We start from the raw sequence: 17,924 nt of genomic DNA, 5'->3' as shown, positions 1-17,924 counted from the left end.
TTGAACTGGGGCGAGCGAAGCGACGGGGGATCCAACTATGACCACACTGTTGAGGCTCGCCACCGCAGGCTCCGTCGACGACGGCAAGTCGACGCTGATCGGCAGGCTCCTCTATGACAGCAAGGCCGTCATGGAGGACCAGCTCGCCGCCGTCGAGCGCACCTCCAAGGAGCGCGGTCACGACTACACCGATCTGGCACTGGTCACCGACGGCCTGCGCGCCGAGCGTGAGCAGGGCATCACCATCGACGTCGCATACCGCTACTTCGCCACGGCCAAGCGCAAATTCATCATCGCCGACACCCCCGGGCACCTGCAGTACACCCGCAACATGGTGACCGGGACGTCCACCGCGCAGCTGGCCATCGTGCTGGTCGACGCCCGGCACGGCCTGCTCGAGCAGTCCCGCAGGCACGCCTTCCTGGCATCGCTGCTGGGCATTCAGCACATCGTGCTCGCGGTCAACAAGATGGACCTGATCGATTGGGATCAGGAGAAATTCGAGGCCATCCGCGACGAGTTTCACGCGTTCGCGGCCCGGCTGGACGTCCACGACGTGACCACCATCCCGCTCTCGGCGCTGCTCGGCGACAACGTGGTGACCAAGTCCGATGCGACGCCGTGGTACGACGGTCCGGCGCTGCTGAGCCATCTGGAAGACGTCTACATCGCCGGTGACCGCAACCTCGTGGACGTCCGTTTCCCGGTGCAGTACGTGATCCGGCCGCAGACCCACGAGCACGCCGACCACCGCAGCTACGCGGGCACGGTCGCCAGTGGCGTGCTACGTACCGGCGATGACGTCGTGGTGTTGCCCGCGGGCAAGTCCACCCGGATCACCGAGATCGAAGGCCCGTCCGGTGTCGTCGACGAGGCCTTCCCGCCGATGGCCGTGTCGATCAGCCTCTCCGACGACATCGACATCTCGCGCGGCGACATGATCGCGCGGCCCAACAACCAGCCCCGCGTGGTGCAGGATTTCGACGCCACCGTGTGCTGGATGGCCGATGATGCGGCCTTGGAGCCGGGCCGCGAGTACCTGGTCAAGCACACCACCCGCACCACGCGGGCCAAGGTGGTCGGCCTCGACTATCGCCTCGATGTCAACACCCTGCACCGCGACAAGACCGCGACCGCGCTCAAACTCAATGAGCTGGGCCGCATCTCGTTGCGCACTCAGGTGCCGCTGTTGCTCGACGAGTACAGCCGCAACGCCGCCACCGGATCGTTCATCCTGATCGACCCGAACACCAATGGCACCGTCGCCGCGGGAATGGTGTTGCGGGACACCCGCAATGAGACCGCGAGCCCCAATACGGTGCGCCACCAGTCGCTGTGCACCTCTGAGGATCGGCTGTCGAAGGGCCGTACCGTGTGGTTCACCGGGCTGTCCGGGTCGGGGAAGTCGTCGGTGGCCATGCTGGTGGAGCAGAAGCTCCTCGAAAAGGGCATTCCCGCTTACGTTCTCGACGGCGACAACCTGCGGCACGGGCTGAATGCGGACCTGGGCTTCTCGATGGCCGACCGGGCGGAGAACCAGCGTAGGCTCGCACACGTCGCCGCCATCCTCGCCGACTCCGGTCAGGTCGTTCTGGTGCCCGCCATCAGCCCGCTCGAGGAGCATCGCGCGTTGGCGCGCAAGGTCGCCACCGAAGCGGGTCTGGACTTCTTCGAGGTGTTCTGTGACACCCCGCTGGAAGACTGTGAACGGCGAGATCCCAAGGGCCTCTATGCCAAAGCGCGCGCCGGCGAGATCACCCACTTCACCGGGATCGACAGCCCGTACCAACGGCCGAAGAACCCCGATCTGCGGCTGACCCCCGACCGCAGCCCGGACGAGCTGGCGCAGTCGGTCATCGACTTGTTGGAAAGCGGCCGATGAACGACCACGAACTGGCCGCGCGGCTGGCCACCCGGGCGGGGGAACTGCTGCTCGATGTTCGTGCCGATTTCGCCGACGCCACGGTCGAGGAGCGAAAGTCGGCCGGGGACAAGCAATCCCACGACTTTCTGATGGCGGAGTTGGCGACGCATCGCCCGGGCGACGCCGTGCTGTCCGAAGAGGGGGTGGACGATCCGGTGCGGTTGAGTGCCGACCGGGTGTGGATCGTCGACCCGCTCGACGGCACCCGGGAGTTCTCCGAACTCGGCCGTGACGACTGGGCTGTCCACGTGGCCCTGTGGCAGGCGGGGGAACTGGTCGCGGGCGCGGTGGCGCTGCCCGCCCAGAACACCACCCTGTCCACGCCCGAGGTGGCTGCGCCGCGCGCGTTCGACGGCCCGCCACGGGTGGTCGTGTCGCGCACCCGGCCACCTGCCGTAGCGCTGGCGGTGCGTGATGCGCTGGGCGGCACGGTGGTCGAAATGGGTTCGGCCGGAGCCAAAGTCGCCGCAGTCATCCGCGGGGTCGCCGACGTGTACGTGCACGCAGGCGGGCAATACGAGTGGGATTCGGCCGCACCGGTCGCCGTGGCGCGGGCCGCAGGGCTGCACACGTCGCGCATCGACGGCTCGCCGCTGGTCTACAACTCGGCCGACCCCAAGCTGCCCGATCTCGTGGTGTGCCGCCCCGAGCTGGCCGAGCGGGTACTGGCCGTCACTGCTGCGCAGTAGCCTCCGCCACATCCCGGTGCAATTTGGCGCCGGGAACCCCTCATCAGGCGTGCCAGGATTCTGGTGTGGGTTTCTTTGACTGCAAATGCATGTTGACCGGGGTCAGCGTTGATTACGTCGGCGCGGTTGTGGTGGTGTTGCGGTGCAGCACGTCCGGGTACGAGCCGGTGAGCCTGGGTATCCCGGGCGAGTACGACGGCACCGGATCGATCTTCCCCGAGACGAGCGACCGAGCGGTTGAATTGCTGCACGGCTATCTCGAACAGCAGCACCGCACTGGCAGATTCGTGGTCAAGCCCGCAGTCGCGGGCGAGCTGGTCGATTTTTCAGGCGATTGCGGCCTCCAGGGACTTCTCACCTACATCATGGACGCTTGGCTGCTGGCGGGGCCGTACGGTGACGAGCCGTTCACCCCGCTGCCGATGGCCGTACTGGACGGCGACCCCCTGGTCTACGCCCTGATCGCACAACCTATTTGGGATGCCATCGTCGCGGCAGCGTCAGGCCCGGCCACACTGGATGGCGCGTTCGGTGACTGCCCGATTCCGCGGGAAATCTACGGCGCCCACGTCGCCGAGGTCGAACCCCAACTCCGCGCGCTGACCCGGATCACCGAATTCGTTCGCACCCATGAACTCCGATGGGCGCCACCAGCGGACCCGGACCAGCGATACCCGAGCGACGGGGACCAGTGGGGCGAAGAGCAGAACGCCGGGTACGTTGCGCAAGCGCGCCTCGATTACCGCGACAGTCCGGCCGTGCTGGCCGGGCTCGACGCGTACGTCGAGCGGTTGAAACAAGAGCGCATTGACTGAGCGAGGTGGTACTCGGTAGTCCCGCGAATGGAGCCTCAGCGCCGTCACAGGCCACTAGGCTCATCAAAATGACCCGCCCTACCCTGCGCGAACTTGCCAGCTTGCCCGTCGAACCCGTTCGTCTCGCCGACTCCGCCCTGGTCCTCATCGACTGCCAGAAGACCTACACACAAGGCGTGATGGAGCTCGAAGGCGTCCAGGCCGCGCTCGACGAGACAGCCGAGCTGCTCGAACGCGCCCGCACCGCCGGTATTCCGATCATCCACATCCAGCACTCCGACGGTCCCGGGTCGCTGTACGACATCGAGGGGGAGAGCGGCGCGATCGTGGACGCCGTAGCCCCACGCGGTGACGAGCCCGTGGTGGTGAAGCAGTTCCCGAACTCATTCGTGCAGACCGATCTCGACGAGCGGCTCAAGGCGCTCGGCGCGTCGAACCTGGTGCTCGCAGGCTTCATGACCCACATGTGCGTGAACTCCACCGCCCGCGGTGCGTTCAGCCTCGGCTATGCGCCGACGGTGGTCGCCGCCGCGACCGCCACCCGCAGCCTGGCGGGCCCGGACGGTCAGGCGGTACCGGCCGCAGCATTGCAGGCGGCAAGCCTTGCCGGTCTTGCCGACCTGGTGGCCGTCGTGGTGCCGGGCACCGCAGATATCCCCGACTAAGCCCGCCATGACGCGTCCCGACACCCAGGTGACCCGGCTCGCCGAGCTGCAGAGCACCTCCCGCGGCCGGCTCGACCAACTGCTCGACAGCACACCGCTGGCCACTGTCGCACTCGTCCGCGACGGTCATCCCGTGGTGTTCCCGATCGGATTCGCCCGTATCGGCGACGATCTGGTCATCCATGGTTCGACCGGCTCACCCTGGATGCGGGCGTTGGCCGGCGGGGCGCCGGTCGCGGTGTCGGTCACCGCCCTCGACGGCGTGACGGTGGCGCGCAGTGCTTTCGAATCGTCGTTTGCCTACCGCAGTGCGGTGCTGTTCGGAACGTTCGAGCGCGTCGCGGCCGAGGACAAGACCGCCTACCTGCAGATCTTGACCGATACGTTTGTGCCGGGCCGCGTCGCCGAGCTGCGAGACAGCACCGCCAAGGAACTCGCGGCGACGCTGGCGCTACGGTTGCCCATCGGTGCCGACAACTGGTCGTTGAAGATCAGCGACGGCTGGCCCGAAGACCCGCCGGAGGACGTCGCCGCCGGTGCCTGGGCCGGGGTGGTGCCGTTGACGACGCAGTACGGCCCGCCGCAAACCGCCCCGGACGTTGCGCCGGGCACGCCGGTGCCGCCCTCGGTGCGTGCCATGACGGGTGCCCTGCGCAACACCGCCCCGCGGTAGCGCTGGCAGAATCCACACCATGCGGATGTCGGCAAAGGCGGAGTACGCCGTCCGCGCCATGGTCGAACTGGCCACCGTCGGCGAGGGCGACCTGGTCAAAACCGATGATCTGGCCAAGGCGCAGGGCATCCCGGCGCAGTTCCTGGTCGACATCCTGTCCGATCTGCGGACCGACCGCCTGGTCCGCAGCCACCGCGGTCGCGACGGTGGCTATGAGCTGGCCCGCCCGGCCGACGCGATCAGCATCGCCGACGTGCTGCGTTGCATCGACGGCCCGCTGGCCAGCGTGCGCGACATCGGGTTGGGGGACCTGCCCTACTCGGGGCCGACCGCTGCGCTCACCGATGTGTGGCGGGCGTTGCGGGCCAGTATGCGGTCGGTGCTGGAGGAGACCAGCCTGGCGGATGTGGCCGGCGGCGCGTTGCCCGACCACGTCGCGAAGCTGGCCGGCGCCTACATCAGTCAAGAGGCGCAGCGAGGACACGGTTAGCCGGGTGCTCAGCCGCCGTACGGCCGGGTGATGATCTCCAGGTAATGCCCGGAGGGGTCCTGGAAGTAGACCCCGCGGCCGCCGTCGTTGTGGTTGATCTCGCCCGGCCGCGCGGCCCGTGGATCCGCCCAGTGCTGCAGCCCGCGGTCCCGGATGCGGCCGTAGATCGCGTCGAACTCGTCCTCGGAGACCAGGAAGGCGTAGTGCTGCGGCCGAATGTCCTCATCCGGGCCCACCTGGGCGTAGTCGAGGCTCACGCCGTGGTTGAGCGTGACGGCCAGGAAGTGGCCGAATTCTTTGGCGCTGGGCAGACCGAACAGGTCGGTGAAGAACCTCGCCGACTCCTCGCGGTCCTTTGCGGCGACGATGGTGTGGTTGAAGGTGATGGCCATGTAAAACCAGTAAACCCCTGCGCCGACGCGGTCGGCAACGGTGCAGGATATGGGGATGGCCGAGGTACCGACACTGACCGGACCGCGCGTGCGGCTACGGGCTCCCGCGGTCGCCGATGCCGACGCGATGTTCACCCGCATCTCCTCCGACCCCGAGGTGACGCGGTACCTGGCCTGGCGCCCGCATCCCGACGTCGCCGAGACCCGACGCGTGATCACGTCGTTGTTCAACGCGGACAAGGAGATAACGCGGCTTGTCGAGTTCGACGGCGAAACCGTCGGCCTGTGCGCCCGCCGCTATCGACAGCCCCACGAGGTCGAGCTGGGCTACTGCCTGGCGCGGGACTGGTGGGGGCGCGGACTGATGTCGGAGGCGGTCGCGGTGCTCTTGGACGAGATCGCGCACGACACCGCGGTGTATCGGGTGTCGGCGTTCTGTCATGTGGACAACGCCGCGTCGGCCGGGGTACTGCGCCGGTGCGGTCTGACCCTCGAGGGCCGGCTGGCCCGCTACTCGATGTTCCCGAACATCAGCGAAGAACCACAGGACGTGCTGTTGTTCGGGAAAGCGTTGCGGTAGCGGGCCGTTCGCGGGTGTGTCACCGGTTGCGCAGCGAGAGCTGCTGCACCACCACATCGCCGTCGGACGAGCGGGCGGTGATCTGGGCGACCGCGGCGTCCGCGCTGTTGGTCTCGGGCACCTGCACATCGGTCGAACCGTTGGACTGTGCGCGCACCAGATACGGTCCGCGTTCGGGCAGGCCGATCGCGACGTTGCCGTTGCGGGTGATGGCCTCGACGCTGCGCGGTGCGGTGTCGCGGAAGTCCGCGGTGATGTCGCCATCCGACGTGCTGGCGACGAACTGCTCGCTCACCGCGATCGGATCCCGGGTGGCGACGTCGCCGTCCACGGTGTGCACCTCGATCCGCCGTGCACCGCCGAGCAACACGATGGCGCCGTCGTTGGTGCGGGCAATCAGCTGGTCCAGGTCGGCCTGTGCGATGACGGCACCCAAGTCCTGCTCGGTGCGCACGGTCATCCTGCGCGCCTGATCGGGCGGTAACGCGACGGTGATCTCGCCGCCACGGGCCCATTCCAGCATCGGACCGGGGTTACCTGCGATGGTGACGCGCGTTTCGCCGCCGACGGTACTCACCAAGAGCTGGTGTGCTCCGCTGTGCGTGGTGTTGAGCAGACGCAGATCGGCTTTGGGTTCGCGGGTTTCGCGGTCCCCGGTGATGCGGATCGCGACGGGGATACGCGCGGTGTCGATCACCAGGGTGCGCATGGCCGACGGCAGTGCCTGGCTGTCGGTGACGACCCGCAGCGCGCTCACCCCCCACGCCGTCACACCCAGCGCCGCCACGGTTGTGGCGACCACCAGTGCTGCGATGGCGATCAGGGTCAGGCGAAAGGCGGTGCGGCCGCCCGAGGACAGCTGCGGCGGCTGCGCGGCTATCGGTGGAGGCGTGAGGGTCTGCACGTTGGAAGTCCTTCCCGGGGTGGAGGTTTGACGAGAACTCGGGCTACGACTCGAGATAGCGGAGCACGGCCAGCACGCGGCGGTTCTCGCTCTCGTCGGGAGCCAGGTCGAGTTTGGTGAAGATCGAGGCGATGTGCTTCTCGGCCGAGCCGACCGAGATGTGCAGCGCGGCAGCGATGGCCGAGTTGGTCCTGCCCTCGGCCATGAGTTGCAGCACGTCGTGTTCGCGTGGGGTCAGCTGGTCAAGCGCACTGCGCCGGTGGGAACGCACCAAGATCTGTGACACCACCTCGGGATCGAGCACCGTGCCGCCGCCGCCCACCACCGTCACAGCGTCGAGAAACGCAGGTACGTCAGCGACGCGGTCTTTGAGCAGATAGCCGAAACCCTTTGTGTCCGAAGCGATGAGATCGGCTGCGTAACGCTCCTCGACATAGTGCGACAGCACAAGCACCGCGGAGTCCGGGTTCTGTTTGCGCAGCAGCGCCGCCGCGCGGATGCCCTCGTCGGTGAAGGTGGGTGGCATCCGTACGTCGACGATGGCCAGGTCCGGGCGCTTGTCGTTGACCAGACGCAGCAGGTTGGTGGCGTCGGGAACGCCTGCCACCACCTCATGCCCGGCGTCGGCGAGGATCCGTTCGATACCGGCGCGCAGCAGTGCGGAATCCTCGGCGATCACGATGCGCATGGCAGCACCGCCGTGACGATCGTCGGTCCGGTGACCGGGCTGGACACCCCGAACGATCCACCGGCCGCGCGTACCCGTTCATCCAGACCGCGTAGGCCCGTGGCGTTCTCATCGGTGCCGATCACCGCGCCGCCTGCACCGTCGTCGAACACCGAGACGTGCAGCACATTCGCCGACGGGTCCCACCGCACGGTGACCACCGCCTGGGTTGCGTTGGCGTGCTTGGCGATGTTGGTCAGGGCCTCGGCGACGACGAAGTACGCCACCGATTCCACCTCGTCGGGCAGCCGTTGCGGCAGTTCGACGTGCAATGTCGTTGGCACACCCGAGGTTTCGGCGCGCTGCACCACCGAGGACAACGCGGCGTCCAGCCCGCGATCGGCCAGGATCGTCGGTGCGATGCCGCGTACCACGTTGCGTAATTCCACCAGCGCGCTCTTGGCGTCACCGTGCGCTTCTGAGATCAGGGCCTTCGCGGCGGGCAGATCGGTGTCCAGCTTGGTCTGGGCCAGTCCGATGGTCATCGCCAGGGATACCAATCGCGGTTGCACGCTGTCGTGCAGATCGCGTTCGATGCGGTGCCTTTCGGTCTGAGCCGATGACACAGCGCCTTCCCGCGCGTCGGCCAGCGCACTGACCTGATACTGCAACGCTGCGGTGGGCGACGGGGACAACAGCCATCGGTCGATCGCGGCGTCCAGGGCCGGCGCGAACACCAGCACGGCCACCGCGACGGTGAACGCGATGATGGCCAGCAGCCAGGCGATCGGTGGCGAGAGGAACACCAGGCCGGCCCTGTCGTCACTGTGCCGGATGGCAATCGAGGCGGCCGGGCCCAGGAATGCGAAGGCCAGCAGTCCAAAGGCCAGGCCGGTGGCGAGCAGGTCGTAGACCATCCGCAGGAAATGCTGGGCCACGGCCTTCCAGAACCGGGTGCCGCTGAGGTCCAGCCACAGTTGATGCGCCCAACCCTGGAACCCGGTGTAGGGGGACAGCCGTCGCTGCGGAACTCCGATGCGGAGGCCGAAAACCGCCTCGCTGCGGGCGCGTTCCACCCATTCGACCCCGCGCATCAGGTAGACGAACGCCACCGTCGCGAGCACGAAGCCGACCAGCGACGGGATCGACGAGATGCCGATGATGATGATGGACAACGGAATCCAGCACCACACCAGTGCTACCGCGGCTCCGGTGATCATCGATGCCGTCGGTGTCACCCCGATGTTGCGCGGTAGTGTGCGGGGCCGGGCGGGTGCGGGAACGACGGGCGGGCCCGTTTCGCTGATTGCGACCATGCGTTCAACCTACGAAGTTGTCGGGCTCGGCGACACAGCGTTTTCCCGCGAACCCCGTGGGGGATATCCCCCGGATGCACCCCGGCCAGACGTAGGGTGCGGCCATGGCCACGTCATTTACCCCCGATGAACCTCGGTCACGTGTCGAGGTGTTGGGCAACATCGGGCCGAACTGGTTTGCCTCTGTGATGGGAACCGGCATCGTGGCGACGGCCGCGGCCACGCTGCCGGTCCAGTTCACCGGGCTGCGCGCCTTCGCCGAAGTGGTGTGGATCATCGCCGCCGTGCTGCTGACCGTCCTGATCGCGTTGGTCGGCGGGCACTGGCTGAGGCACCCCACGGTGGCTCGAAGTCACGCGCGCAACCCGCAGATGGCGCACTTCTACGGCGCCGCCCCCATGGCGCTGATGACAGTGGGCTCAGGCGCGATCCTGGTGGGGCGCGATCTGATCGGCGAACGGATCGCGGTCGACCTGTGCTGGGTGCTGTGGACCGCAGGAACGCTGGGCGGTTTGTTCACCGCCGTCAGCATTCCCTACCTGATGTTCACCCAGCACAATGTCGAGCCCGATGCCGCGTTCGGCGGTTGGCTGATGCCCGTGGTGCCACCGATGGTGTCGGCGGCCACCGGCGCTCTGCTGATCCCGCACATGGTTCCGGGCACCGGTCGGGCCACCATGCTCTATGGCTGTTTCGCGATGTTCGGGCTGTCTCTGGTGGCGGCGCTGTTGATCATCGCGATGATCTGGAGCCGGCTCACCCACTACGGCACATCGGGCACAGCGCGGGTGCCCACACTGTGGATCGTGCTCGGACCGGTCGGCCAGTCGATCACCGCCGCCGGACTCCTCGGCACCAACGCGGCGTTGGCCGTCGACCGCGAGATCGCAGCCGGCTTCAGTGTTTTCAGCGTATTGTTCGGCGTCCCGATGTGGGGCTTCGCGGTGTTGTGGATCGCGTTGGCGGCCGGACTGACCGTGCGTACGTTGCGGCGTGGCATGCCGTTCGCGTTGACATGGTGGAGCCTGACGTTCCCCGTCGGCACGTTTGTCACGGGAACCACGCAGCTGGCGGTTCACACCCATCTCCCGGCGTTCAAGGTCGCCGCCATGATCGCCTACGCGGGGTTGCTGTTCACCTGGTGCCTGGTCGCGGTGCGCACGACGCGGGGCAGCCTGCGCGGCAATCTGTTCCAGCCGCCACCGGCCACCGGCCCGGTCAAGGCGCACAAGGATCCGGTGCGCTGATATGCGAGTCGGGATGACCATGCCGGTGATGGAACCGGGCCTTGATGCCGCGCTGCTCAAGTCGTGGGCCAAAACCGTGGACGAGGGCCCGTTCTCGTCGCTGTGCTGGGGTGAACGCATTGCATTCGACAACCCGGACAGCCTCACGCTGCTGGGTGCGCTGGCAGCCTGGACCGACAGGGTGCGGCTGGTCACCACCGTGATCGTGCCGCAGTTGCACGACCCGGTGCTGTGCGCGAAGGCCTTGGCGACCGGTGATGTACTCAGTGGCGGCCGGCTGACGGTAGGTATCGGAATCGGCGGCCGGCACGAGGATTATCACGCGGTGGGTGCGGACCCGAAGACGCAGACCAGGCGCGGAATGGCCGAGCGAACAGAGATCATGCGCCGGGTATGGGCAGGGGAGAAGATCACCGATTCGGTGCTGCCGGTCGGCCCGGCGCCGGTACGGGCTGGCGGGCCGCCGTTGTTGGTCGGCACGGTCGGTCCCAGGACAGTACGCGACGCCGCGTCGTGGGCCGACGGATTGGCCGGCATCACAATGGATCTCGATACCGGCAAGCAGAAAGAGTTGTTCGACGTCGCCCGAGACGCCTGGACGCAGGCCGGCAAGCCGCCGCCGCACCTGGCGACGTCGTTCTGGTTCGCCATAGGACCTGCCGATGCCGCCCGCGACCAGATCCGTCGCCATCTGCGGCGGTACATGAACTGGATTCCCGCCGAGTACGTCGATGCCATCGCGCCGACCACGGGCTGGTCCGGTGCGCAGGACGAACTGGCAGACACCCTACGACGATTCGTGGCGATCGGCACTGACGAGGTCCACTTGATCCCGACCAGTTCCGATCTCGATCAGGTGCACCGCGTGGCCGAGGTCGTCGCTGACTTCACCTGAGTGGCCACCGGGCAATCCGAGCGCGCCTGAGCTAGTGGGACAGCCCCACCGTCGCCACCAACGGGCCCGGTTTGGGCTTCAGGACGACGCTGAACACCAGGGCGACCGCACCGATGGCCATGCAGACCCAGAACGCGTGCTGAAAGGTCGTATCGGTACCCGACCCGACGATCGGCCCGGCCCAGGCGAATCCGAGTGACGCCCCGATGCCGTAGCTGGCGTTGGCGATGCCCGGCAAGGCACCCGGCTCCTCGTCGGAAGCCTGGATGACGCCCAGCGAGCTCATCGCCGTCAACAGCACAGCGTTGAACGCCAGCCCGTAGAGCACCATCAGCCCGATGAAGATGTTCTCCTGGTTGGCGAACACCGCCAGCAGCGCCGTAACGGCAACGGAGAGCACGATTCCCGCCCGCAGCACGGTGACGAACCCGATGCGGACGGCGAGTCTGCCGACGAACGGGCCGGCGATGACCTGGACGATCGACGCCGGCGTGAGGAACAGCAGTGCCGTCATGGTGGCGTTGTGGCCGAAACCGGAGTCGGTGTCCTCGGCCAGCGCAGGTACCAGGAAACCGGTGACCACCATGAAGGAACCCATCACCAGGATGGTCACGATGATCAGCGGCCACGCCTCGCGTGAGCGCATGTGTTTGATGGCCATCAGCGGGTGCGCCACCCGGCTGTCGACGATGACCAGCGCGATCAGGGCGAGCACGGCGACGGCGATCCAGGTCAGCGCGGGCCCCGAGGTCCAGCCCTGGTGACCGCCTGCGCCGAAGAACAAGTTGATGCCCGCCACTGTCAATGAGATGAGCGCCGCTCCGAGCCAGTCCATCCGGCCCGTCGAGCGGCTGCCGGGGTCATCGGAAGGCACTGATTTCCAGGCGAATCCGAGCCCCAACAGCCCGACGACGAGGATCAGCACGAAGATCGACCGGAACCCGAGGTGATCGACCATCAGCCCGCCCAGCAGGGCGTCGCCACCGGCCACGCCGCCGTTGATCGAGGAGATCACGCCGCAGCACACGCCGAACATCGGGCCGCTGAGCCGCTCACGCATGATGAGGAAGGCCAGCCCGAAGGTGATGTTCGACCCGCCCTGCAAGGCGCGGCCCAGGACGAACAGCGGTAGTGAGGTGGACACGATGCACAGCACCGTGCCGATGCACAGCACGATCATGATGGCGAGCAGCACGCGTTTGCGGCCGATGTAGTCACTCCACCGGATCAACACGACGTTGGCGATGGCCCCGGCGAGGTAGAAGTACGTCGACATCGCCACGAACGCATTGGGACCCAGCTCGGCGGTGATGGCGTGGTAGGCCGGCGCCACCATGGTGGCGTTGAGCTGGAACGAGATCACCGACGCGACGAGCGCGGCAACCATGAACACGATCTGGCGCTGCGCGAGCGCGGTGCCGCCCGCGTCGTCGGACGTGGCGACCGGGGGCTGGTTCACGATCGCATCGTATTTGCCGCGACCTGCGTGTGTAGCGTTATTGACGCGCCCCATGGTGCACCCTGGCCCATGTCGTCAGGGCGATCTTGCGGCCCTTGCGTACCTGCCGCGCCACATGGTCCATCACCGGATCCGGAGAACCGTCCGGCGCCAGGTTCTTCCAGGCCAGCAGGCGTCCCGCGCGGGCGGCCACGCTCAAGTGCAGGTTGGGAAACCAGGTGCTTCCGCCTTCGTCGGGCGAGTGCAGGTAGAGCAGCACGGTTGTGGCGCGTTCGCCGCCCGGCTCGGCCGCGAACAAGCCTGCGTCATGGTGGCGTTTGAAGCCTGTGCGGTAGCCATAGCGCAACGCCTGCCAGTATTCGAGGCGCGCCGCGTCGACGCCGAGCGCAGTGCACACCGCCGACTCGAGGTCGGCCAGCCGTGGGCGCAGATCGTCGGGAAACCAATACTGCGTGGTCGATTGGCTGGTCCGCCGCGGCGACTGGAAGGACTTCAGATGGCCGGCCGGTGAGCGGGACACCACAGAACTGCGCCGCCACAACGCGAACTCCAGCCCTTCGACGAAGGTCGCACACTCCCGCGGGGTGAGGAAATCGTCGTCCCACGCGATGCGGTCGTGCTCCAGGCGCTGCGCGAGGGTGCTCATCGAAGGGCGACAAGCGGTGTGAGAGTGTGGTTTTCGAAATCGGCGACGGTACGTTCGGCGCCCAGGACGAGCACGTCGTCGATATAGTCACCGGCGAAGAACCGGCGCATCACCGACAGCGATCTCTCGTGCTGCTGGTGCCAGTCGGGGTGATCGTTCCAGTGCGGGATCCGGCCGGCCCGGTCGAAGCAATGCCAGCCCAGGATGCGGTGCGGGTGATACAGGTCGTATCCGTGGGTATACGCCCGAACGCTCGTCACCACCTCGTCACCGAAGAAGTAGATGCGGGGGCTGAAGCGGATGTCGCGATTGAACTCGCCTGCGGTGAAGATGAAGTGCAGCGACACGAAGTCCGCGACAACGGGTTCGGTGAGGCTTGTCCACCACGGTATGGGTGTGCTGGCCAGCTTGGTGAGGATGCCACGGTCCCTGCCGTACGGGATGATCCGATAGGGTCGCTTACGTCGTGCCCCGGGTTCGCGTTGTGGGTCGTAGGCCGGTAAGTAGGCGGTCAGCAACGGTTTACGGACACCCTGCTCGCGCAGCTGCCGGTGCATCGCGATCGCCTTATCGTCCCAGCCGCGGGCGAACCGGTGGTGGGAGTCGATGATGAGGGTGTATTCCTCGTCCTGCCAACGTTGTTGCGCCATCGAGCGGGCCCAGTTGCAGCCGCGGCTGCGGTCGGCGTCGATGTCGACGATTTCGATCCCCGGCAGCTCCCACACCTCGCGCGGCAGCGACTCGTGCGAGGCGTGCTGCCAGATCACGCACGTACGCAACCGTTCCGGCGCGGCGGCCTTGCCGTACAGATCCAGCAGCGTTTTGGGCAGCTCGGTGTCGCGATATGCGGGGATCTGCACGTAGATCCGGGGCAGGTCGGACATGGCTAGCGCGCGTCGAGTCGTTTGTTGAGCGCGGCGACGTCGCGGCTGACCTTGAGCAGTTGACGCATCACCTCGTTGAGCGTGACTTCCTCCAGGACCCGGCAGGGATCCGGCGGAGGGGGCGGCGGTGTTCCGCCCGGGAGTCCTCCGTCGAGATCGTCCAGGACATATCGGCGCATGATCTCGATGAGCGCCTCGGGGCGCTCGGCGAGATTGATGATCGGCCCGTAGGTGGCGATCACCTGATCGATGACGTGCTGTTCGGAAGGCATGTGCGAAACGCTAGGCCGCCGAAAGCCCGGTGGATTGAGTAGTGGACTACTCGTTTGTGAGGTCGCGCAACTGCTCGATGAGCTTCACCCGGTCGGCTGTCGTCGCGGCGATCGGGACCACGTTGAGGACCGTGACACCCGATTCCCGGAAGGCCTGCACGCGTTCTTTGACGAACCCGGCGGAGCCGATCAGGGAGATGTCCCGGATCAGGTCGTCGGGAACGGCCTTGGCCGCGGCGTCCTTCTCACCGGCGAGGTACAGCTCCTGGATCCGATCAGCCTGTGCGCCATAGCCGTAGCGGGTGGCCAGGCGGTGATAGAAGTTCTTCTCCTTGGCGCCCATGCCGCCGATGTAGAGCGCCACATGGGGTTTGACGAACTCGCGCAGCGGTTCGACGTCGTCACCGATGGCCAGTACGGGGCTGGCGTAGACCTCGAGCGGGCCCAGCGCGGGATCGCGTTTGGCCTGCCCGGCAGCCAACGCGTCGCCCCACACCTCGCCGGCTTTCTCGGGCAGGTAGAAGATCGGCTGCCAACCCTCGGCGGCCTCGGCGGCCAGCTCGACATTCTTCGGTCCCAGCGCGGCGAGCAAGATCGGAATACGTTCGCGGACCGGATGATTGATGAGTTTGAGGGCCTTGCCAAGACCCGTGCCCCGGTCAGCCGGTAGCGGGATGGTGTAGTGGTCACCGGCGAACTCGAGAGCTTCGCGGCGCCACACGCGGCGGCAGATGTCGATGATTTCGCGGGTACGCGCGATAGGCGCGTCGTAGGGCACGCCGTGGAAACCCTCGATGACCTGTGGGCCCGAAGCGCCCAGTCCCAGGATGAACCTGCCGTCGGACACGTAGTCCAACCCGGCTGCCGTCATCGCGGTCAGCGTGGGTGTGCGGGTGTAGATCTGCAGAATGCCCGAAGCCAGTTGAACCCGCTCGGTGGAGGCGGCCAGATAGCCCAGCGCGCTGACCGCGTCGAATGAATATGCTTCTGGCACAAAGACGATGTCGATGCCTGCCCGTTCCAGGTCGGCGACCTCGGCCGCGACGTCCTTGAATCCTCCGGCGTAGTTGATTCCCAAACCGATGCGCATGTTCGAATTCCTCTGTCTCGTCGCGGCTAGGCCTGCTGGGCGCTGATCTCGTCGAGCGCCTCGGCCTGGATGCGGCCGAACTGTGCGGCCATCGCCTCGGACAGCGCCTGGGCGCCCGACAGCGGCCGCACCATCACCATGAAGTCGTCGATGAGGCCGTCGTCGTTCATGTGCAGGAAGTCGCACCCGGTGATCTTTTTGTCGGCCACATTCGCCTCGAACACCAGGGCGTGATCGCGTCCACCTGCGTCGGCGATCTCACGGATGTAGTGGAAGTCCTCGAACACCCGCATGACCCCGCGCAGGATCGCGGCAGTGATCGGCTTGCCGGGATAGGGCTTGAACGCCACCGGGCTGGTGAACACCACGTCGTCGGCCAGAAGGGCCGCTATGGCGGCTTCATCGCGGGCTTCGACGGCCTGTCGGAACGGATGCATCCCACACCTCGCATAGTCAATTTGTTGAGTATTGAAGCCACGGTAACGATCCGCAGCCTCGATGTCTAGGGGCTGATTAATCAATTTGATGACTATTCGTGTTGTACGATCCCGACGTGGCGCTTCGTGATGCGGTGCTCGCCGCCCTGCTCGACGGCGAATCGTCGGGCTACGACCTGGCCAAGGCGTTCGACGCCTCGGTGGCCAACTTCTGGATGGCGACACCTCAGCAGCTCTACCGCGAGCTCGACCGGTTGGCCGAGGACGGACTGATCCAGGCGCGCGTGGTCCAACAGGACCGGCGTCCCAACAAGCGGATGTACTCACTGACCGACGCCGGCCGCGCCACGCTCAGGCAGTTCACTGCGACGCCGCCCAAACCTTCGATGCTGCGCGACGAGCTACTGGTCAAGGTGGCTGCGGTGGACGCCGGTGACGCCGCGGCGGTGCGCGAACTGGTTGCTGAATTCGCACAACGCGCCACGGCGAAACTTGCTCGCTACGAACGGGGGCGGGCTCTTCTGTTGGGCGGGCGCACCGAAGAGCAGTACCTCAACGAGGCCGAACGGGTGGGCCCCTACCTGACCCTGCTGCGCGGAATCTCGTTCGAGCAGGAGAACATTCGATGGGCCGAGCACGCCGTGGCCGCCATCGAGCGGAGAATCAACGCGCTGCGCTAGCGACCTTGCCGCGGCCGTTCTGACATGCGAAAACTGGCCCATTGCTGGTTGTTTCGCGGCGGGCGACTGTGGGTTCGGATCGAAAAAGTTGGGAAATCTCGGAATAACCGCTGTGAGCCGTTGATTGCAACTGGTAAGACCCGCTCAACCCGGGCGGGGTTACCGGTGACCAAGTGGGGTGGTCAGAGGTGGAATTGAAGACGAATCACAGACGGCTCAAAACCGTTTCGGCCGGTGTAGGGCTGGCAGCCGTGGTGGCGATGGGAGCTGTCGGGCTGCTCGCGAGCGGTGCGTCCGGCGGCCTGCAGATGCAGTCGCAGCCCGAGATGACAACCGGGCAGACCGTCACCCAGACGACGGCAGGAAAATCACCGGAAACCTCAGTGGCGACACCGCCGTTCACCTTCACGACGCCCGAGGGCTTCGCGGTACCGCACTGATCGCCGACTGATCGTGCTCTAGTCTCGCTCTCGGCCCTGCGGTGGGGCCGGAAGTGAGGCGTGCCCCCGGTGGAACTCGCGCTTGTCGGACAGGCAGCCGCGATGTTCGCCGTCACCAATGTCGACGACTTGGTGATGCTCACGGTGTTCTTCGGCCGGGCCGAGGGCGGGCGGGCGGCAGTGACGCGGGTAGTCGCCGGCCAGTACTTGGGCTTCAGTGCGATCGTCGCCGTCTCGGTGCTCGGCGCGCTCGGTGCGACGCTGCTGCCCGAGGATGCCGTCCCGTACCTCGGGCTGCTCCCGGTCGCACTGGGTGTTCGCGCGGGCTGGTTGGCGTGGCGCTCACGTCACGACCGCGCCGAGGACGTCGATCGCGACGACGGCGTCGGCGTACTGCACGTCGCTGTGGTGACCTTCGCCAACGGTGGGGACAACATCGGCGTTTACGTCCCGGTGTTCGCGGTCGCGGGCATCGTCGGCTACGTCGCGGTGTTCCTCGTCGGTGTCGCGATCTGGTGTGCCGCGGGCTACTACCTCGCGGCCAGACCCGCCATCGCGGCAGCGCTGTCGCGATGGGGACACATCATCCTGCCCGTCATCCTCATCGGCATCGGGCTACGGATCCTCGTCGAGGGCAACGCGTTCGGGTTGTGACGTGACGAGGGGCGTCTGTCAGCAGCCCCAACCACCGCCCCAGCCCGCATACCCCGGGTAGCCCCACGGCGGGGGCGGAGCTGGCGGCGGACCCCAGTACCACGG

At 66.8% G+C, this 17,924-nt stretch carries 22 protein-coding genes; 12 read left to right on the top strand and 10 right to left on the bottom strand.

All coding sequences use genetic code 11. The annotated features are described in order from the left end of the window. The first annotated feature begins 37 nt into the window (after nt 1-37). From cysC to A5784_RS10270, 6 genes are all read left to right on the top strand, one after another. Nucleotides 38-1,882, top strand: a complete 1,845-nt coding sequence (gene cysC, locus A5784_RS10295; RefSeq protein WP_064944809.1) for an adenylyl-sulfate kinase — start codon at nt 38-40, stop codon at nt 1,880-1,882. Continuing rightward, nucleotides 1,879-2,613 (top strand): 3'(2'),5'-bisphosphate nucleotidase CysQ, encoded by a 735-nt coding sequence (locus A5784_RS10290; RefSeq protein ID WP_064944808.1) that lies wholly within the window; start codon nt 1,879-1,881, stop codon nt 2,611-2,613. Before cysC ends, A5784_RS10290 begins: the two co-directional genes overlap by 4 nt. A 65-nt stretch (nt 2,614-2,678) precedes the next feature. Continuing rightward, entirely contained in the window at nt 2,679-3,428 is a 750-nt protein-coding gene (locus A5784_RS10285) for a hypothetical protein (RefSeq protein ID WP_156750484.1), read from the top strand. A gap of 68 nt (nt 3,429-3,496) precedes the next feature. Then, nucleotides 3,497-4,093: a cysteine hydrolase family protein gene (locus tag A5784_RS10280; protein WP_064944806.1), complete on the top strand. Its 597-nt coding sequence runs from the start codon at nt 3,497-3,499 to the stop codon at nt 4,091-4,093. Nucleotides 4,094-4,100: 7 nt separating this feature from the next. Continuing rightward, nucleotides 4,101-4,766, top strand: coding sequence for a pyridoxamine 5'-phosphate oxidase family protein (locus tag A5784_RS10275; RefSeq protein ID WP_064944805.1), 666 nt, complete (start codon nt 4,101-4,103; stop codon nt 4,764-4,766). Nucleotides 4,767-4,785: 19 nt separating this feature from the next. Beyond that, the gene (locus A5784_RS10270; protein ID WP_064944804.1) at nt 4,786-5,256 is read left to right on the top strand and encodes an Rrf2 family transcriptional regulator; all 471 of its coding nucleotides are present in this window, start codon (nt 4,786-4,788) and stop codon (nt 5,254-5,256) included. Nucleotides 5,257-5,264: 8 nt separating this feature from the next. On the opposite strand, the gene A5784_RS10265 is transcribed toward A5784_RS10270, so the two are convergent. After that, a complete protein-coding gene (locus tag A5784_RS10265; protein WP_064944803.1) occupies nt 5,265-5,648 on the bottom strand; it encodes a VOC family protein in 384 nt (127 codons plus the stop codon). Nucleotides 5,649-5,703: 55 nt separating this feature from the next. Between A5784_RS10265 and A5784_RS10260 the strand changes: the two genes are divergently transcribed. After that, on the top strand, nt 5,704-6,228 hold the full coding sequence (locus A5784_RS10260; protein ID WP_064944802.1) for a GNAT family N-acetyltransferase: 525 nt from the start codon (nt 5,704-5,706) through the stop codon (nt 6,226-6,228). Nucleotides 6,229-6,247: 19 nt separating this feature from the next. On the opposite strand, the gene A5784_RS10255 is transcribed toward A5784_RS10260, so the two are convergent. Genes A5784_RS10255 through A5784_RS10245 form a run of 3 tightly spaced genes read right to left on the bottom strand, consistent with a single transcriptional unit; the run spans nt 6,248 to nt 9,115 of the window. Then, complete coding sequence (locus A5784_RS10255) at nt 6,248-7,132, bottom strand: DUF4097 family beta strand repeat-containing protein (RefSeq protein WP_064944801.1); 885 nt, start codon at nt 7,130-7,132, stop codon at nt 6,248-6,250. Nucleotides 7,133-7,175: 43 nt separating this feature from the next. Next, entirely contained in the window at nt 7,176-7,820 is a 645-nt protein-coding gene (locus A5784_RS10250; RefSeq protein ID WP_029366797.1) for a response regulator transcription factor, read from the bottom strand. Further along, nucleotides 7,808-9,115, bottom strand: coding sequence for a sensor histidine kinase (locus A5784_RS10245; protein WP_064944800.1), 1,308 nt, complete (start codon nt 9,113-9,115; stop codon nt 7,808-7,810). Before A5784_RS10245 ends, A5784_RS10250 begins: the two co-directional genes overlap by 13 nt. Before the next feature lie 104 nt (nt 9,116-9,219). Here A5784_RS10245 and A5784_RS10240 point away from each other — a divergent pair, with 104 nt between their 5' ends. Both A5784_RS10240 and A5784_RS10235 read left to right on the top strand, forming a co-directional pair. Then, the gene (locus tag A5784_RS10240; protein WP_064944799.1) at nt 9,220-10,362 is read left to right on the top strand and encodes a TDT family transporter; all 1,143 of its coding nucleotides are present in this window, start codon (nt 9,220-9,222) and stop codon (nt 10,360-10,362) included. 13 nt (nt 10,363-10,375) lie between these two features. Continuing rightward, nucleotides 10,376-11,257: an LLM class flavin-dependent oxidoreductase gene (locus A5784_RS10235; RefSeq protein ID WP_064944861.1), complete on the top strand. Its 882-nt coding sequence runs from the start codon at nt 10,376-10,378 to the stop codon at nt 11,255-11,257. A gap of 31 nt (nt 11,258-11,288) precedes the next feature. Here the strand turns inward: A5784_RS10235 and A5784_RS10230 are convergent, their stop codons facing one another. The 6 genes from A5784_RS10230 to A5784_RS10205 are packed head-to-tail and all read right to left on the bottom strand — an operon-like array spanning nt 11,289 to nt 16,045. Further along, entirely contained in the window at nt 11,289-12,716 is a 1,428-nt protein-coding gene (locus tag A5784_RS10230) for an MFS transporter (protein WP_064944860.1), read from the bottom strand. A gap of 37 nt (nt 12,717-12,753) precedes the next feature. Then, nucleotides 12,754-13,362: a 2OG-Fe(II) oxygenase gene (locus A5784_RS10225; RefSeq protein ID WP_064944798.1), complete on the bottom strand. Its 609-nt coding sequence runs from the start codon at nt 13,360-13,362 to the stop codon at nt 12,754-12,756. Then, the gene (locus A5784_RS10220) at nt 13,359-14,246 is read right to left on the bottom strand and encodes a GlcNAc-transferase family protein (RefSeq protein WP_064944797.1); all 888 of its coding nucleotides are present in this window, start codon (nt 14,244-14,246) and stop codon (nt 13,359-13,361) included. The genes A5784_RS10225 and A5784_RS10220 overlap by 4 nt, the downstream gene beginning before the upstream one ends. Nucleotides 14,247-14,248: 2 nt before the next feature. Beyond that, on the bottom strand, nt 14,249-14,518 hold the full coding sequence (locus tag A5784_RS10215) for a hypothetical protein (RefSeq protein ID WP_064944796.1): 270 nt from the start codon (nt 14,516-14,518) through the stop codon (nt 14,249-14,251). 46 nt (nt 14,519-14,564) lie between these two features. After that, nucleotides 14,565-15,608: an LLM class F420-dependent oxidoreductase gene (locus A5784_RS10210; RefSeq protein WP_064944795.1), complete on the bottom strand. Its 1,044-nt coding sequence runs from the start codon at nt 15,606-15,608 to the stop codon at nt 14,565-14,567. Between the two features lie 26 nt (nt 15,609-15,634). After that, a complete protein-coding gene (locus A5784_RS10205) occupies nt 15,635-16,045 on the bottom strand; it encodes a nuclear transport factor 2 family protein (RefSeq protein WP_064944794.1) in 411 nt (136 codons plus the stop codon). A gap of 116 nt (nt 16,046-16,161) precedes the next feature. Here A5784_RS10205 and A5784_RS10200 point away from each other — a divergent pair, with 116 nt between their 5' ends. The 3 genes from A5784_RS10200 to A5784_RS10190 all read left to right on the top strand — a co-directional run bounded on the left by A5784_RS10200 (nt 16,162) and on the right by A5784_RS10190 (nt 17,819). Continuing rightward, on the top strand, nt 16,162-16,725 hold the full coding sequence (locus A5784_RS10200) for a PadR family transcriptional regulator (RefSeq protein WP_064944859.1): 564 nt from the start codon (nt 16,162-16,164) through the stop codon (nt 16,723-16,725). Between the two features lie 188 nt (nt 16,726-16,913). Then, entirely contained in the window at nt 16,914-17,165 is a 252-nt protein-coding gene (locus A5784_RS10195) for a hypothetical protein (RefSeq protein WP_082944748.1), read from the top strand. Nucleotides 17,166-17,267: 102 nt separating this feature from the next. Continuing rightward, nucleotides 17,268-17,819 carry a cadmium resistance transporter gene (locus A5784_RS10190; RefSeq protein WP_064944858.1) on the top strand — a complete coding sequence of 184 codons (552 nt, stop codon included), beginning with the start codon at nt 17,268-17,270 and terminating at the stop codon, nt 17,817-17,819. Nucleotides 17,820-17,924 lie beyond the last annotated feature (105 nt).

This window comes from Mycobacterium sp. 852013-50091_SCH5140682 (genome assembly GCF_001665685.1).
Lineage (GTDB): Bacteria > Actinomycetota > Actinomycetes > Mycobacteriales > Mycobacteriaceae > Mycobacterium.
Note: the sequence above shows the minus strand (reverse complement) of the source record. Positions and strands in the feature narration are given on the sequence as shown.

Coding starts and splice junctions, on each gene's coding strand:
- cysC (WP_064944809.1), top strand. CDS start 38: ATGACCACACTGTTGAGGCTCGCCACCGCAGGCTCCGTCGACGACGGC.
- A5784_RS10290 (WP_064944808.1), top strand. CDS start 1,879: ATGAACGACCACGAACTGGCCGCGCGGCTGGCCACCCGGGCGGGGGAA.
- A5784_RS10280 (WP_064944806.1), top strand. CDS start 3,497: ATGACCCGCCCTACCCTGCGCGAACTTGCCAGCTTGCCCGTCGAACCC.
- A5784_RS10275 (WP_064944805.1), top strand. CDS start 4,101: ATGACGCGTCCCGACACCCAGGTGACCCGGCTCGCCGAGCTGCAGAGC.
- A5784_RS10270 (WP_064944804.1), top strand. CDS start 4,786: ATGCGGATGTCGGCAAAGGCGGAGTACGCCGTCCGCGCCATGGTCGAA.
- A5784_RS10265 (WP_064944803.1), bottom strand. CDS start 5,648: ATGGCCATCACCTTCAACCACACCATCGTCGCCGCAAAGGACCGCGAG.
- A5784_RS10260 (WP_064944802.1), top strand. CDS start 5,704: ATGGCCGAGGTACCGACACTGACCGGACCGCGCGTGCGGCTACGGGCT.
- A5784_RS10250 (WP_029366797.1), bottom strand. CDS start 7,820: ATGCGCATCGTGATCGCCGAGGATTCCGCACTGCTGCGCGCCGGTATC.
- A5784_RS10245 (WP_064944800.1), bottom strand. CDS start 9,115: ATGGTCGCAATCAGCGAAACGGGCCCGCCCGTCGTTCCCGCACCCGCC.
- A5784_RS10240 (WP_064944799.1), top strand. CDS start 9,220: ATGGCCACGTCATTTACCCCCGATGAACCTCGGTCACGTGTCGAGGTG.
- A5784_RS10235 (WP_064944861.1), top strand. CDS start 10,376: ATGACCATGCCGGTGATGGAACCGGGCCTTGATGCCGCGCTGCTCAAG.
- A5784_RS10225 (WP_064944798.1), bottom strand. CDS start 13,362: ATGAGCACCCTCGCGCAGCGCCTGGAGCACGACCGCATCGCGTGGGAC.
- A5784_RS10220 (WP_064944797.1), bottom strand. CDS start 14,246: ATGTCCGACCTGCCCCGGATCTACGTGCAGATCCCCGCATATCGCGAC.
- A5784_RS10215 (WP_064944796.1), bottom strand. CDS start 14,518: ATGCCTTCCGAACAGCACGTCATCGATCAGGTGATCGCCACCTACGGG.
- A5784_RS10210 (WP_064944795.1), bottom strand. CDS start 15,608: ATGCGCATCGGTTTGGGAATCAACTACGCCGGAGGATTCAAGGACGTC.
- A5784_RS10205 (WP_064944794.1), bottom strand. CDS start 16,045: ATGCATCCGTTCCGACAGGCCGTCGAAGCCCGCGATGAAGCCGCCATA.
- A5784_RS10190 (WP_064944858.1), top strand. CDS start 17,268: ATGTTCGCCGTCACCAATGTCGACGACTTGGTGATGCTCACGGTGTTC.